Genomic DNA, 15,890 nt, shown 5'->3' on the forward strand with positions numbered 1-15,890 from the left:
ATGATCAACAAAATAAAGACATTTATTCAAAAAATAGGAACACCCCAGATGGGGATGGTTGTTTTAGCTATCTACTATTTCACATTGATGGTGGATATGACAACATTAAGCTATAGTTTTGCGAAGGCATCTACTTTATGCAAGCTGTTGAGATATGTTTGTTATGTATATTTCTTGTTTATAATATGCAAAAAAGTCAAGACTTTAGACTTGAAGAACTATATCAATAAAATTAAGAACTTTGATAAGAAACAGTACTTTATTGCGGCAATTGTGATTGTTGCATTAATTAGTATTGTGATGAATTTACTTCTTACTAAAAATAAAGCATTGGTTTTCTTATTATTTACACTAATCTATGCAAGTTGTTTTGAGTTCGAGGATGTAGTGAATACATTATTTTCTACTCAGTTCATCTCATTAATTCTTATTGTGACTTTAAGTTCATTAGGACTTATGCATGATTATGTCAATAATAGAGCTGATGGTACTATGAGACATTCTTTAGGATTTGGTTATCCTACTTATTTATCTCAATTTGTAATGTTCTTGATTCTCTATTATTCATATAAGAAGAACTTTAAGATCAGTCCTGAAAAGCTAGGTTTATACCAGTTGCTTATTGTATTTGTATATTTCTTAACAGACTCAAGAACAGAATTACTTGTATCTGAATTGATTCTTATTTGTATCTTTATGAACTCTGTGGATATTCTTGGAAAGTTCAAGAAGATTATAGAATTCCTTAAAAAGGCTTTTGCAATATGCTTCCCTCTCTATCCAATTGGAAGCTTTGTATTAGTGATGTTGTATGGATTGATTTTTAATACAATGAATGTGAATAGTATTGTGTTTAAGATTGCACATAAATTAAATCATGTATTCTCTAATAGACTTTATCAGACATTCTATGACTTTAAACGTTATGGATTTAGTTTATTTGGTTCGAATATAGATTTAGTTGGGTATTCGCTTACTAAAGGAAATGAAGATGCTATTATTAGAAGTAACTTTATTGATAATGAGTATATGAGAATCTTATTTGAAAATGGATGGATCTTCTTTATTGCCTTCTTCACAATCGCAGCAATAGTGATCTGGTATCTTTATAAGAATAAAAAAGATGGATTACTATTTATCTCTTTCGTTATTACAACATTCAGTTTATTGAACCCTAGAATTATTTCTATCACACTATCAATATTCTGTTTTATGATTATACCAGTATTAAATGATTTACTATTTAACCAAGGAGGACACTTAAATGAGTAAATATGATTATCTAGTAGTAGGATCAGGTCTTTATGGCGCAATCTTTGCGCATGAAGCCAATAAGAGAGGAAAGAAGGTTCTTGTCATTGATAAGAGACCTAATATTGCCGGAAACATCTATACAGAAGAAGTAGAAGGCATCAATGTACATAAGTATGGTGCACATATCTTCCATACAAATAATAAGGAAGTATGGCAGTATATTACTCAGTTTGCAGAATTCAATAGATTCACTAACTCACCTGTTGCAAACTATAAGGGAGAACTTTATTCTCTTCCATTCAACATGTATACATTCAATAAGATGTGGGGAGTAGTGACTCCAGAAGAAGCAGCTGCCAAGATTGAAGAACAGAGACAGGAAATCAAGGGAGAACCAAAGAATCTTGAAGAACAGGCTATCTCATTAGTTGGTAGAGACATCTATGAAAAGCTCATTAAAGGCTATACAGAAAAACAATGGGGAAGACCATGTAATGAACTTCCATCATTCATCATCAAGAGATTACCAGTAAGACTTACTTTTGATAATAACTATTTCAATGCGTTATATCAGGGTATTCCAATGGGTGGATATACAAAGATGGTAGAAAACATGCTTAAAGGTATTGAAGTAAGATTGAATACAGATTATCTAGAAAACAAGGAAGAACTAGATAGCTTAGCAGATAAGGTTGTTTATACAGGACCTATCGATGCCTACTTTAACTATAAGCTAGGAACACTAGAATACAGATCAGTCAGATTTGAAACAGAAGTATTAGATAAGCCAAATTTCCAGGGAAATGCGGCAGTAAACTATACGGATGCAGAAACACCTTGGACAAGAATCATTGAACATAAATGGTTTGAATTTGGAACACAGCCAAAGACTGTTATCAGTAGAGAATACAGCTCTGAATGGAAGCTAGGAGATGAACCATACTATCCAGTCAATGATGAAAAGAATGGTGCCTTATATGCAGAATATAAGAAGCTAGGAGAAGCAGAAACTAAAGTGATCTTTGGTGGAAGACTAGGAGAATATAAGTATTATGATATGGATGCAGTTATCGCAGCTGCATTAGACAGAGTTAAAAAGGAATTTAATTAATCATTAAGGCAAAGATTTAAGATCTTTGCCTTAATACAAATGGAGGCTTATTATGAAGAGTGTATTGATTATTGGAATGACACCTAATCCTGGTGGCATAGAAAGCTTTTTAATGACATACTTTAGAAAATTAAAAGACACCTTTAAAATAGATTTCCTTACTACATTTGAGACATGTGCTTACAGTCAGGAGATTCTAGATAATAATTCTAGAATTTATACAATTAAATCAAGTCAGTTTAAACAGGCTAAAGAATTTAAACAGGAATTAACTTATTTCTTTCAACATCATCATTATGATATCATCTGGTTTAATGCCTGTGATTTAGGTAATTTTGGTTTATTGAAATATGCACAGTTATGTTCTCCTGAAAAAGTGATTGTACATGCACACAATAATGATTTCATGATGAAAGGTAAGAAAGCACTCTTCTATAAGTTCATGCATTATAAGAATAAAAAGAAAGTAAAACAGTATGCCACTGATTACTGGGCTTGCTCAGAACTTGCGGGAGAATTCTTCTTTGAAGATGATGTAAGACAAAGTTCTCGTTATCATGTCATTAATAATGCGATAGATACAGATCGTTTTAAATATGATAGAGAGGTCAGAGCAGCTTATCGTAAAGATCTCCACGCTGAAGATAAGATTGTCGTAATGAATACTGCAAGATTCACTTATCAAAAGAACCAGCTATTCCTGATTGATATCTTTGAGGAATTAAAGAACAGGGATGATCGTTTTGAACTCGTATTAGTTGGTGATGGTGAATTAAGAGGTGAACTTGAACAGAAGATTTCTGAATTGAATCTTACTGATAGTGTACAGCTATTAGGTTTACGTAGCGATATCCCAGAATTACTATCAGCGGCTGATATATTCCTTTTCCCTTCTCGCTTTGAAGGATTTGGTATATCATTATTAGAAGCTCAGGCTTCTGGACTGTTATCCTTTACTTCCAAGACAGTTGTCCCAAAAAGTGTAGGGATTACAGATTTACTTACATATATTTCATTAGATGAATCTCCTGTAGAATGGGCAGATATGATTTATAGTCAATTCACTTCAAGAGACATTGATAGAAATAAATATACGGATATCATCAAAGAAAAAGGATTTGATATCGATACAGAAGCTAAGAGATTAAAATCCTACTTAGATGATTAAAGAAAGGAAAACAGTTATGAAAAAATATTATTTACAGGTCACAATTGATTCTAATCTTGATGCCAGTACTAAAGCTGTTCAAGATTGTAATAAGATTCTTCATCAGAATGGTTATGAACCATTTGAAATTAATCTTTATAAATCAGGAAACAAGTATATCAAGAAGGTACATAACTTTTTAGCCTTCAATCATTTAAATAAGATTGATGAAGGTGCTTTACTTGTAGTGCCCCATCCTCTTTATGTGAATAAGAAATATATTGATATCCTAGAGAAGGTAAAACAGAAAAAGCATATCAAGCTAGCATTCCTTATTCATGACTTAGACTCATTAAGAAAGCTATTCTTAAATGCTCAGGATGATTTTGAATATATGGATCATAAGATGTATGACATCTCTGACTATATTATTGCGCATAACGATTGTATGATTGACTATTTAGTCACACAAGGAGTAAACAGAGAAAAGATTCATAATCTTCATATCTTTGACTATTTATGTGAATCAAATAATACAATCAAGTTTGATCGTTCAGTAAGTATTGCAGGTAACCTAGATGAAAAGAAGAGTAACTATCTTGCAAAGCTAAAGGATATTAAAGCAGTTCATTTTGATTTATATGGTGTACATTTAAATGAAGATATTCTTGCATCTAATATTACTTATCATGGTGCTTTCCCACCTGATCAAATCAATAACCAGTTATATAGTGGTTTTGGTTTAGTATGGGATGGAAGTTCTATTGAAAAATGTGATGGTAATACAGGAGAGTACTTAAAATATAATAATCCTCATAAATTATCTTTATATCTAGTATCTGGTATTCCAGTAGTAATCTGGAAGGAAGCTGCAGAAGCTAAATTTGTAGAAGAACATGGCTTAGGTATCACAGTCAACTCTTTAGATGAACTTGGAGCAAAATTTGCAAGTCTAAGTGAAGAAGAATACTTCGAAATGGTTAAAAATGTCGCAGTTGTTTCTAATAGACTTAAAAATGGATATTACCTAACTCAGGCAATCAAAGAAATTGAAGAGGCTTAAAGCCTCTTTTTCTTCTTTAACTCTTATTATTTTTGATTTATAATATTTGCGGTTTGTAACAAGGAAAGAGAGGTTTTGTATGAAAAAACAGAAATCACTTAAGTTGAATTTCATTATGAATGCATTACTTACAATGTCTTCATTCATATTCCCACTTATTACATTCCCATATGTATCGAGAGTATTAGGGCCTACAGGAACAGGTCAGGTTAACTTTGCGACATCATTGATTACTTATTTCTCAATGTTTGCGCAGTTAGGTATTCCGACATATGGTATCAAAGTATGTGCACAGGTAAGAGATGATCATGATAAACTCACAAGAACAACACAAGAATTATTAATTATAAATCTTGTCATGACTGTAATCTCTTATGTTGCGTTTATTGTTGCGTTATTCGCAGTTCCAAAGCTTGCATCTGATAAGATGTTGTATGTGATTACTAGTAGTACTATCCTACTTACTACAATAGGTATGGAATGGCTCTATAAAGCTTTAGAACAGTATACATATATCACTATTCGTTCTATTATCTTTAAGTTTATTGGACTTATTGCGATGTTCTTGCTAGTTCGTTCAAAGAACGATTATGTCATGTATGCGGGTATTACAGTATTTGCAGCAAGTGCTTCATTTATTCTTAACTTATTAAATGCCCACAAGTATATTGGTTTAAAACCAGTTGGACATTATAATTTCAAGAGACATTTCAAGCCAGTCGCTATCTTCTTTGCGATGAGCTGTGCAACTACAATCTATACTAATCTAGATTCAGTTATGTTAGGTTTCATGGCTACTAATGCAGATGTTGGTTACTATGGTGCAGCTGTTAAGATTAAGAATATTTTAGTATCTATCGTTACTTCACTAGGTACTGTATTACTTCCTAGAGCGGCTTATTATATTGAACACCAGCAGATGGATGAATTTCAGAAACTAAGTAGAAAAGCATTAAATTTCGTATTCATTATTGCATCCCCAATGATGATTTATTTCATTCTCTTCGCAAAACAGGGTATCTTCTTTTTATCAGGTGATGCCTTTGCGCCAGCAGTTGTACCTATGCAGCTTATCATGCCTACCCTACTCCTTATTGGTATTACAAATATCTTAGGTATTCAAATTCTTGTCCCATTAGGATATGAAAAAGCTGTACTTGTATCTGAAATAGTTGGTGCAGTCATTGACTTAGTGGTTAATGCATTATTGATTCCAGTGTATCAATCAAGTGGTGCTGCAATTGGTACATTACTTGCAGAATTTGCGGTTATGGTCGTACAGTGTATTGCGTTAAAGAATGAAATCAAAACAGCCTTTAGTGATATTAAATACTTAAAGATTATTCTTGCTATTATTATTGCATCACTTGCATCTTTCTGGGTGACTGCATTAAATTTACATGTATTCATTACACTCGTTATTTCAGCTATCTTGTTCTTTGGTGTATATGGTCTTGTACTCATTATCATGAAAGAAAAACTTGTCATTGAAATATTGACACAAATCTTTAGTAAGTTAAAACATAAAAGCGCATAATTGCGCTTTTTGACTTATAAAACAATAAAGGGTATACTTTTATTGTAATGACTAATGAATATGAATGATGTAAAATAATTATATTCATATGAAGGAGGAAATCAGAGATATGCCTGATAAACAGAGAATCGGTATTTTAGGAGCTGGTACTTGGGGTATGGCTCTTGCAAGAATGCTGGCTAATTGTGATAAGGAAGTAACAGTGTGGTCTGCCCTTCCACAGGAAGTGGAACAGTTAAGCACAACACATACACATCCAAAACTTCCTGGTGTTGATTTTCCTGAAACTATTCGTTATACAACAGATATAGAAGAAGCATGTACTAATCAGAATATTATTATGTTTGCGGTACCTTCTGTATTTGTAAGAAGCACAGCTGAAAAGGCTAAACCTTACATTAAAGACAATCAGATTATTGTGGATGTTGCGAAAGGTATTGAAGCAGATACATTCATGACTTTAACTGAAGTTATTGAAGATGTACTTGATAATGACACATTACATTTTGTCGCATTATCTGGTCCTACTCATGCAGAAGAAGTGGCAAGAGGATTACCTACTGCCATTGTATCAGCATGTAAGAATCTAGATGCGGCTAAATATGTACAGAAGTTCTTTAGTAGTCCTTTTATGCGTGTGTATACAAATAACGATGTGAAAGGAATTGAAATCTGTGGTGCATTAAAGAATATTATTGCGTTAGCTGCTGGTATTTCTGGTGGCTTAGGTTATGGTGATAATGCCCGTGCAGCTTTAATTACAAGAGGTCTTGCAGAAATGGAGAGACTTGGTGGTAGAATTGGCTGTACACCACATACATTTAGTGGTTTAACTGGTATGGGTGACTTGATTGTGACTTGTACAAGTGAATTCAGTAGAAACAACCAGGCAGGTCATTTGATTGGTGAAGGTAAGACACTAGCAGAGGCAGTTAAGAAAGTAGGAATGGTTGTAGAAGGTATTAATGCATTACCTGCAGCTGTTCAGCTTGCAGAAACTTATAAAGTGGATATGCCTATTGTAATGACTGTCAATAAAATCGTTAATGAAGGCTTGAATCCAAAGGATGCAGTCAATGCATTATTACAGAGAGATTTAAAATCAGAAACACCTCTTCCATCTATTAATGATGTATTTGAAGAGTCAGTATTAAGAAAGACGAGGAAAAGTGGAATGAAGAGAGTTATTACTTATGGGACTTTTGACTTATTACACTATGGTCATATTAACCTATTAAGAAGAGCTAAAGAATTAGGTGATTACTTAATCGTTGGTTTATCAACAGATGAATTCAACTGGAATGAAAAACAGAAGAAGTGTTACTTTACTTATGAACAGAGAAAACAGTTACTAGAATCAGTTAGATATGTAGATTTAGTTATTCCTGAATGTGCATGGGATCAGAAACGTAAAGATGTTCATGAATATCATGTTGATACTTTTGTCATGGGAGATGACTGGAAAGGTCAGTTTGACTTCTTAGAAGAAGAAGGTGCAGAAGTAGTATACTTACCTAGAACTCCTGAAATCAGTACAACAAGAATCAAAAAAGACTTGAATAAATAGTTATATTTTACTCGTTTATGAAGATGATATGTAATTTTTGTGTAATTATCACCTTAAAGGTTTTCATTTTTTCATTTACGAGTATAATGACGAATGAACCCGAATTATAGGAGGTAGTTATGAAGTTTATTACATCACGTGCCTTGGTCCTAGGTATCCAGGCTGTTGTATCTGCAGTGCTTGCATTCTTCGTAGTTAAGATTGGAATCTTACCTACAAAGTATTTAATGGCAGCATTCGCAGTATTAGTAGTATTATGGCTATTGATGTTCTTATTATCAAAGCCATCAAAGAAGAAAAAAGTTGCAAGACCTTTAATTGGTAAAATAGTGTCTCTTTTATTAAGTATCGCAATGGTATTTGGTACTAGTAAGATTATCAAAGGTGATTCATTCCTTTCATCTCTTACTAATGTAGGTACTGAAACAACTACTTATTCTTTAGTAGTATTAAAAAGCAGTGGTTATAAGAATGTTTCTTCATTAAAAGGAAAAACAATCGATTACTACGCAAACGATAAAAAGAAAGCGATGCAGGTAAAAGAAAAACTACAGAAACAGATCAGTTTCCATGGTAATGGTGAAGATGATAATGCGAAGCTTGCATCAGACTTATATAATGGTGATTGTGATGCAATCCTATTAAATGAAAGCTATCGTGAAATGATCAAAGAAACTTATAGTAACTTTGAATCAAAGACTAAAGTATTATGGCAGGAAAAGATTGTAGAAGAAGTAGAAAATACTGCTTCTGATGTTAATGTAACTAAGAAGCCATTCGTATGTTATATTAGTGGTGTTGACTCTCGTGGAGGTGTAAATGAAAACAGCCGTTCAGACGTTAACCTATTAGTAACTATTAATCCAAACAATGGTCAGATGTTAATGACAAGTATTCCTAGAGACTATTATGTAAAACTTGCAAACTGTGGCAAGAAAGATAAATTAACTCATTCCGCTTTATATGGTGGAACAGAAAACAGTATAAAGACTATTGAAGATTTCTTAGACATCAACATTGATTTCTATGCAAGAGTTGATTTCCAGTCAGTTATCCAGTTAGTTGATGCATTAGGTGGTATTGATATTTATTCTGATAAGGCATTTATTCCTTATACAGACCATGGTATTAAGATTCCTAAGGGAAATGTACATATGGATGGACGTATGGCCCTTGCATTCGCAAGAGAACGTTATACATACCAGTCTGGTGACCAGCATAGAACTGAAAACCAGCAGGCAGTATTACAGGCTATTATCAAGAAAGCAGTATCTCCAAAGATCTTAACTAACTATAGTGAAATCTTAGATTCTATCAAAGATACATTTACAACTAATATGCCATCTTCAAGTATCAGAGCTTTAGTTAATAAGCAGTTAGATGACAACATTAAATGGGATTTCCAGAAATCATTCCTTAAGGGTGAAGGTGTGATGCAGACTGGTGGTTACTCAATGCCTAAGACTAAATTATGGTATTGTATCCCAGATGAAGACAGTATTGAATTAAATTCTAAATACATCAACGCTATGTGTGATGGTAAGAAGATTGATACTGAAAAGAAAATCTTTGATGTAGAAAAAGCTGAACAGGAAGCTAAAGAAGCAGAAAAGAAAACAAACTAATTTAGTGACGGGGGTTGTATGATATCGACCCTCGTTTTATTTTGGATATTATGGTATTATTGAAGAGACGAAAGAAGGACATCAATATGAAATATGATTATCTAGTAGTAGGATCAGGTCTTTATGGCGCAATCTTTGCGCATGAAGCCAATAAGAGAGGAAAGAAGGTTCTTGTCATTGATAAGAGACCTAATATTGCCGGAAACATCTATACAGAAGAAGTAGAAGGCATCAATGTACATAAGTATGGTGCACATATCTTCCATACAAATAATAAGGAAGTATGGCAGTATATTACTCAGTTTGCAGAGTTCAACAGATTCACTAACTCACCTGTTGCGAACTATAAGGGAGAACTATATTCTCTTCCATTCAACATGTATACATTCAACAAGATGTGGGGAGTAGTGACTCCAGAAGAAGCAGCTGCCAAGATTGAAGAACAGAGACAGGAAATCAAGGGAGAACCAAAGAACCTTGAAGAACAGGCTATTTCATTAGTTGGTAGAGATATCTATGAAAAGCTCATTAAAGGCTATACAGAAAAACAATGGGGAAGACCATGTAATGAACTTCCATCATTCATCATCAAGAGATTACCAGTAAGACTTACTTTTGATAATAACTATTTCAATGCGTTATATCAGGGTATTCCAATGGGTGGATATACAAAGATGGTAGAAAACATGCTTAAAGGTATTGAAGTAAGATTGAATACAGATTATCTAGAAAACAAGGAAGAACTAGATAGCTTGGCAGATAAGGTTGTTTATACAGGACCTATCGATGCCTACTTTAACTATAAGCTAGGAACACTAGAATACAGATCAGTCAGATTTGAAACAGAAGTATTAGATAAGCCAAATTTCCAGGGAAATGCGGCAGTAAACTATACGGATGCAGAAACACCTTGGACAAGAATCATTGAACATAAATGGTTTGAATTTGGAACACAGCCAAAGACTGTTATCAGTAGAGAATACAGCTCTGAATGGAATCTAGGAGATGAACCATACTATCCAGTCAATGATGAAAAGAATGGTGCCTTATATGCAGAATATAAGAAGCTAGGCGATGCAGAAACTAAAGTGATCTTTGGTGGAAGACTTGGAGAATATAAGTATTATGATATGGATGCAGTTATTGCAGCTGCACTAGCTAAAGTAAAAGAGGTATTTGAATAATGAAGAGTTTAATATCTATTATTATTCCTGTATATCGTGGAAATCCTGTTTATTTCAATAAGACAATCGAAAGCTGTCTCAATCAGACTTATGATTATGTAGAAGTGATTATTATTGATAATGGATGTAATGATGCGTTGCAGGATACTTTAAGTGAATTAAATACAAAAGAGAATGTGACAGTTGTAAAGAATTCTAAGAGCGGTGTATGTTCTGGTAGAAACTTAGGTGTAAAAACAGCTAAGGGAGACTATATCATGTTCTTAGATGCAGATGACTGGATTGAAAGTAATGCCTGTGAAATACTATTAAATCATGCAGTAGAAGCAGAGGCAGATTGTGTGATTTGTAATTATAGTAGAGACTATAGTGATCATAGTGAAAAGATGCTTCACTATATAAGAGATACAATGTATAAGGACTGGAAGGATTATTTAAAGGATCTGTTAAATGTACAGGCAGGTGTAGGATTCTGCTGGGGTAAACTCATTAAAGCTTCTACTATTGAAAATGTATTATTAAATGAAGAATTAAGTCTTGCAGAAGATGCAGAATATTGTGCACGTGCCTCACAGAACTGGAGTGTTATTGTAGGTGATGAACATCCTTTGGTTCATTATATATTCAATGATCAATCTGCAGTACGTAAGTTTGATACAGCTTATGCAGATAAGTTCCTCTTATCTATGAAAGCAGTAGAAGAAGATTTAAAAGATGTCATGGCAGAAGATAATAATATAGAAACATTATTCTATAACTTTGTAAGTTATCATGTATTACTTATTTTAGTGAATTATTGTGCACATCCACAAAATAAAGATCAAGCGATGTCTTCTTTAAAGGCATTAATGAAGAATGATTTATTTAAACGTGCTATAAAGAACTCTAACTATAATGGTATGTCTATGACACGTAAAGTACCATTATGGTTCTTAAAACATAAGATGAATAGATTCGCATTACTTGTAGGACAAGTAAGACAGAAACAGTTTTCTAAGAGTAAATAAGGAGTAGATTATGAAAGTACTAGTATTTGGAATTACAGATAATCCAGGTGGTATGGAAGCTGTTATTATGAACTACTATCGCCATCTAGATCGTACACGTGTACAATTTGATTTCTTATGTAATACTGAAGTAGTTGCACATGAACAAGAAATATTAAGCTTAGGTGGTACTATTTATCGTATTCCTGCAAGAAGTAAGGATAGAAAAGCTTTCTCTGAAGCTTTAGAAAACTTCTTTAAGACTCATGCTTCTGAATATAAAGCTATCTGGTTTAATACATGTTCGCTTGCGAATATTGATTACTTAAAGAAGGCTAAACAATATGGTATCCCTACACGTATTATTCATTGTCATAATGCGGCTAATGGAGATAGCTTCTTAAGAGGATGTTTACATAAGTTCAATAGAACACAGATTAGAAAATATGCGACAGACTTTTGGACATGTTCAGAAGATGCGAATGAATGGTTCTTTGGGAAGAATGCCGTATTACCTAACTATAAATTGATTAATAATGCGGTAGATGTGAACTTCTTTAAACCAAATGAAAAAATCAGACAATCTATAAGAGAAGAACTTCATGCAGGTGATAAGATTGTATTAGGTCATACAGGGAGATTCCATTTCCAGAAGAATCATCCCTATCTATTAAAGATATTTAATGAGTTGGATCATAGATATCCTGGTAAGTATATGTTGATACTTATTGGAGATGGTGAAGATAAAGAAACACTTAAAAATCAGGTTAAAGAATATGGTATTGAAGAAGATGTAAAGTTTTTAGGTATTAAGAGTAATGTGAGTGATTATATTCAGGCAATGGATCAATACATCTTCCCTTCTCGTTTTGAAGGCTTAAGTGTCGCATTATTAGAAGCAGAAGCCAATGGATTACCATGCATGATCTCTGATACTATTTCTCTAGCCTCTATTGTGAATGATAATGTAAAGATGTTCCCTATTACGGATGAAGCAGTAGACAAGTGGGTAGAAGCAATCGAAGAAGCATCTCATCAATCTAAGCATTTTAATATTGAAGCATTTGAAAAACGTAATCTAGAAATAAATACAGAAGCTAAGAAGATGCAAGATTTCTTCTTATCATTATAAACCTTCGTGAGAAGGTTTTTTAATGTCTAAATATAGCTTTTTATACTTATATATGTCATTTTATGTCACATTGGATGGTTCTTTGTGTGAAATTATGTTAATATATTTTCATACTATATAAGAGGAAGGGAGATATATATGAACAAAAAGTTGATTACAAGTTTTGTAAGTGCAGCGCTTGTTTGTTCGATGGGTATGTCTGGTGTAAGCGCAGTAACTCCAGTACCAACTATGCATAACAACAATCAAGTCACTGCAACATCATTGAGTCGTTCTGTAGCTGATTACAAGAAGATTGAAGGCATTAACGATCAGACTGTATTAGGCGCAGATTTTACTCATTACCAGCAGGATTTGGAATGGGGTAAAACGTATTACAATTACAAGAGCGTCAAAATTGATAACCTATTTAAGTTTGTACAGGGACAGGGAATTAATACGATTTCTGTCAAGGTTGCAGTAAATCCGGACACATCAAGTGATAAAACTAAATGTTATACACTAGATAGTGCTATCAAAACAATTAAAGCAGCTAAAGAAGCAGGCTTAAAAACAAACATCACATTATTCTATTCGGATGATGTTACTTATACAAATAGTCAGCAATTACCTGCAGGATGGACTCAGGATAATGCGGTAGAAAAGGCAACAGACTATACTAAGGAAGTACTGAATACTTTAAGTAAGAATGATGCTTTACCTACTATGATGACTATTGGAAATGAAGTGAATTATAATTTCCTTGGTCTAACTGAAGACGGAGGATGGGATGGCTTTGTCGCAATGGCTACCATCTCTAAACTTATTAATGAAAAAGGTGTTAAAACAGCTTTAAGTTTTGCAGCACCTGATGATGCTGAAGGCATTCAGTATGTGATTGAAAAGCTAGGTTATGCAGGCGTAGACTATAGCTATTTAGGTGTTAATCTTTATGCTGATCGTAGTGGTATTAATGATTATGTTAAAACATTACGTACTACAGTAAAAGAAAAGGCAGCAGATAAGCAGTTAATTGTTTCTAACATCAAGTTCCCACGTAAGAATGCTGATGAAACAGCATCTAATGAAACACAGGCAGACAGCATTTATAATTTATTAAGTGCTTCTATTAGTGATAGTAATGCAGGTGGTTTAATTTATGATGAAGCTGAATATGTAGGAAGCTGGAATGGTTTCTTTAATGAACAGGGACTTGCACAGACTTCTCTTGCTGTATTTGGTTTTGCACAGGGTTGGAATATTGATATTGATTCATACAGAGATCCTTATGAATATGGTGATGATACTGGCTTAAAGGAAAAGAATGTCACTATTAATAAGATTTCTAATATGTCTGAATCTACAATCAGAGGTGTAGATGTTGGATCATATGTAGCACTTACTAATGCAGGTGTTAAATATTATGATTATGATGGCAAAGAACAGCCATTAATGAAAATCTTAAAGGATAATGGTGTTAACTATATCCGTTTAAGAATCTGGAATGATCCATACAATGAAAAAGGTGAAACATACGGTGGTGGAGATAGCACTGTAGATAATGGATTAAAGATTGGTAAAGAAGCAACTAAGTATGGTATGAAGGTGCTTGTTGACTTCCATTATTCTGATTTCTGGGCAGATCCTGCAAAACAGATTCTACCAAAAGCATGGCAGAAGGATGCTAATGATCCAGATAAGATGTGTGAAAATATCCATGACTTCACTAAAGATACTTTACAGAAATTTAAAGATGCAGGTGTTGATGTAGGTATGGTACAGGTTGGTAATGAAATTACCAAAGGTATGGCTGGTATTCATAATAAAGACAGTAATAATTCTGTTTGGAAAAATGAATCTCAGTATTCTGTATTAGACCGTTATTTAAATGCAGGTTCTAAAGCAGTACGTGAAATTCTTCCAGATGCTTTAGTTACATTACATATTGAAACACCTAATCGTCAAATCTATTCTATGATCATGGATGCATGGGAAAAAGGAAATGTAGACTATGATGTTTTAGGTTCTTCTTATTACCCATTCTGGTGGAATACACCTGATATGTTAAGGGATGTACAGACTCTTGCAAAAGAAAGAGGAAAGTTATTTGCGGTTATGGAAACTGCATGGGTTAACAGTTATGAAGATGGTGATGGTACACCAAACTCTATCGGTTCTGATTATGGACTTTATCAGTATGAAATTGGTCCTCAGGGTCAGGTAGATGAATTAACTGATATGTATAAGGTTCTTACTGAACAGGATAACGGTTTAGGTGGCTTCTATTGGGAGCCAGGATGGATTCCAGTGAAAGCCGGATGGACTAACTGGGAGTACAATAAAGAAGTCGCTGATAAGTATGGTACTGGATGGGCTTCTAAGGGTGCTGTAGGTTATGCACCAGACGATGAAATGTATTATAATGGTCAGCCTTCATGGGGTGGATCAAGCTGGGATAACGCAACATTATTTGATATCCAGGGTAATGCACTACAGTCATTAAAGTTCTATAAAGATACAGTGTCTTTAGGTAAGGTTCAGACTACAAGAATCAATATCGTGAATAAAGAAAAAGAAGTTCTTAAGACTGAATATGTAAATGTAAATGTTGGTGATACAAAGACAATTACACTTCCAAAAGTTAATGGTTATTATGCATCAAAAGGTAACTATAACTATACAGTAAAAGGTGATACTGATGGTGTTAAAACAGTTACAGTCACTTATAATCATTCTACAGAAGCTAATCTAGTTTACGTGGATGGTGATTGGTACTTAATGCAGGATGGACAGGTTGTACATGAAACTACTCTTGCACAGGTTAATGGAACAGGTACTTGGTATTATGTAGAAGATGGTAAACTCAACTGGAATTATACCGGTTTAGTAAAATACTATAGTACTTGGTATTATGTTCAGAATGGTGTTCTTGACTGGAACTACAATGGCTTAATCTGCTACAATAATACTTGGTATTATATTGAAAACGGTAGAGTAAATACAAACTACAACAATCTAGTAAAATACAATGGTAACTGGTATTATGTTCAGAACGGTAAGATTGACTGGTCAGTGAATACATTATCACAGGTTAATGGTGAAGGAACATGGTATAAGGTGACTAATGGACAGTTAGATTGGAACTATACAGGACTAACTAAGTATTTCAGTACTCGATACTATATTCAAAATGGTGTTCTTAACTGGAACTACAACGGCTTAATCTACTACAATAATACTTGGTATTATATTGAAAACGGTAGAGTAAATACAAACTACAACAATCTAGTAAAATACAATGGTAA

The 15,890-nt window shown here is 33.6% G+C and carries 11 protein-coding genes and 1 pseudogene; all 12 read left to right on the forward strand.

The window, feature by feature from the left end; genetic code table 11:
* A complete protein-coding gene (locus ABUA27_RS01040; RefSeq protein WP_287845938.1) occupies nucleotides 1-1,272 on the forward strand; it encodes a hypothetical protein in 1,272 nt (423 codons plus the stop codon).
* Nucleotides 1,265-2,365, forward strand: a complete 1,101-nt coding sequence (glf, locus tag ABUA27_RS01045) for a UDP-galactopyranose mutase (protein ID WP_287845936.1) — start codon at nucleotides 1,265-1,267, stop codon at nucleotides 2,363-2,365. Before ABUA27_RS01040 ends, glf (ABUA27_RS01045) begins: the two co-directional genes overlap by 8 nt.
* Nucleotides 2,366-2,417: 52 nt before the next feature.
* Nucleotides 2,418-3,533 (forward strand): glycosyltransferase, encoded by a 1,116-nt coding sequence (locus ABUA27_RS01050; protein WP_288834759.1) that lies wholly within the window; start codon nucleotides 2,418-2,420, stop codon nucleotides 3,531-3,533.
* 16 nt (nucleotides 3,534-3,549) lie between these two features.
* Complete coding sequence (locus ABUA27_RS01055) at nucleotides 3,550-4,575, forward strand: glycosyltransferase (protein ID WP_287968870.1); 1,026 nt, start codon at nucleotides 3,550-3,552, stop codon at nucleotides 4,573-4,575.
* A gap of 79 nt (nucleotides 4,576-4,654) precedes the next feature.
* Nucleotides 4,655-6,112 carry a flippase gene (locus tag ABUA27_RS01060; RefSeq protein ID WP_129981552.1) on the forward strand — a complete coding sequence of 486 codons (1,458 nt, stop codon included), beginning with the start codon at nucleotides 4,655-4,657 and terminating at the stop codon, nucleotides 6,110-6,112.
* 109 nt (nucleotides 6,113-6,221) lie between these two features.
* A pseudogene (locus ABUA27_RS01065) lies at nucleotides 6,222-7,208 on the forward strand (NAD(P)H-dependent glycerol-3-phosphate dehydrogenase); the annotation flags it as partial.
* Between the two features lie 78 nt (nucleotides 7,209-7,286).
* The gene (gene tagD / locus ABUA27_RS01070) at nucleotides 7,287-7,679 is read left to right on the forward strand and encodes a glycerol-3-phosphate cytidylyltransferase (protein ID WP_226793721.1); all 393 of its coding nucleotides are present in this window, start codon (nucleotides 7,287-7,289) and stop codon (nucleotides 7,677-7,679) included.
* 119 nt (nucleotides 7,680-7,798) lie between these two features.
* Complete coding sequence (locus tag ABUA27_RS01075) at nucleotides 7,799-9,304, forward strand: LCP family glycopolymer transferase (RefSeq protein WP_317375107.1); 1,506 nt, start codon at nucleotides 7,799-7,801, stop codon at nucleotides 9,302-9,304.
* 86 nt (nucleotides 9,305-9,390) lie between these two features.
* Nucleotides 9,391-10,488, forward strand: coding sequence for a UDP-galactopyranose mutase (gene glf, locus ABUA27_RS01080; RefSeq protein WP_349820060.1), 1,098 nt, complete (start codon nucleotides 9,391-9,393; stop codon nucleotides 10,486-10,488).
* Complete coding sequence (locus ABUA27_RS01085) at nucleotides 10,488-11,495, forward strand: glycosyltransferase family 2 protein (protein ID WP_317375102.1); 1,008 nt, start codon at nucleotides 10,488-10,490, stop codon at nucleotides 11,493-11,495. The genes glf (ABUA27_RS01080) and ABUA27_RS01085 overlap by 1 nt, the downstream gene beginning before the upstream one ends.
* 10 nt (nucleotides 11,496-11,505) lie before the next feature.
* Nucleotides 11,506-12,606 carry a glycosyltransferase family 1 protein gene (locus ABUA27_RS01090; RefSeq protein WP_349820061.1) on the forward strand — a complete coding sequence of 367 codons (1,101 nt, stop codon included), beginning with the start codon at nucleotides 11,506-11,508 and terminating at the stop codon, nucleotides 12,604-12,606.
* Nucleotides 12,607-12,744: 138 nt separating this feature from the next.
* On the forward strand, nucleotides 12,745-15,890 hold a 3,146-nt coding region (locus tag ABUA27_RS01095), incomplete at its 3' end, for a glycosyl hydrolase 53 family protein (RefSeq protein ID WP_349820062.1).

It is taken from the genome of Catenibacterium sp. RTP21428st1_D7_RTP21428_210409 (assembly GCF_040227455.1).
Classification (GTDB): Bacteria; Bacillota_I; Bacilli_A; order Erysipelotrichales; family Coprobacillaceae; genus Catenibacterium; species Catenibacterium mitsuoka_A.

Coding starts and splice junctions, on each gene's coding strand:
- ABUA27_RS01040 (WP_287845938.1), top strand. CDS start 1: ATGATCAACAAAATAAAGACATTTATTCAAAAAATAGGAACACCCCAG.
- glf (WP_287845936.1), top strand. CDS start 1,265: ATGAGTAAATATGATTATCTAGTAGTAGGATCAGGTCTTTATGGCGCA.
- ABUA27_RS01050 (WP_288834759.1), top strand. CDS start 2,418: ATGAAGAGTGTATTGATTATTGGAATGACACCTAATCCTGGTGGCATA.
- ABUA27_RS01055 (WP_287968870.1), top strand. CDS start 3,550: ATGAAAAAATATTATTTACAGGTCACAATTGATTCTAATCTTGATGCC.
- ABUA27_RS01060 (WP_129981552.1), top strand. CDS start 4,655: ATGAAAAAACAGAAATCACTTAAGTTGAATTTCATTATGAATGCATTA.
- tagD (WP_226793721.1), top strand. CDS start 7,287: ATGAAGAGAGTTATTACTTATGGGACTTTTGACTTATTACACTATGGT.
- ABUA27_RS01075 (WP_317375107.1), top strand. CDS start 7,799: ATGAAGTTTATTACATCACGTGCCTTGGTCCTAGGTATCCAGGCTGTT.
- glf (WP_349820060.1), top strand. CDS start 9,391: ATGAAATATGATTATCTAGTAGTAGGATCAGGTCTTTATGGCGCAATC.
- ABUA27_RS01085 (WP_317375102.1), top strand. CDS start 10,488: ATGAAGAGTTTAATATCTATTATTATTCCTGTATATCGTGGAAATCCT.
- ABUA27_RS01090 (WP_349820061.1), top strand. CDS start 11,506: ATGAAAGTACTAGTATTTGGAATTACAGATAATCCAGGTGGTATGGAA.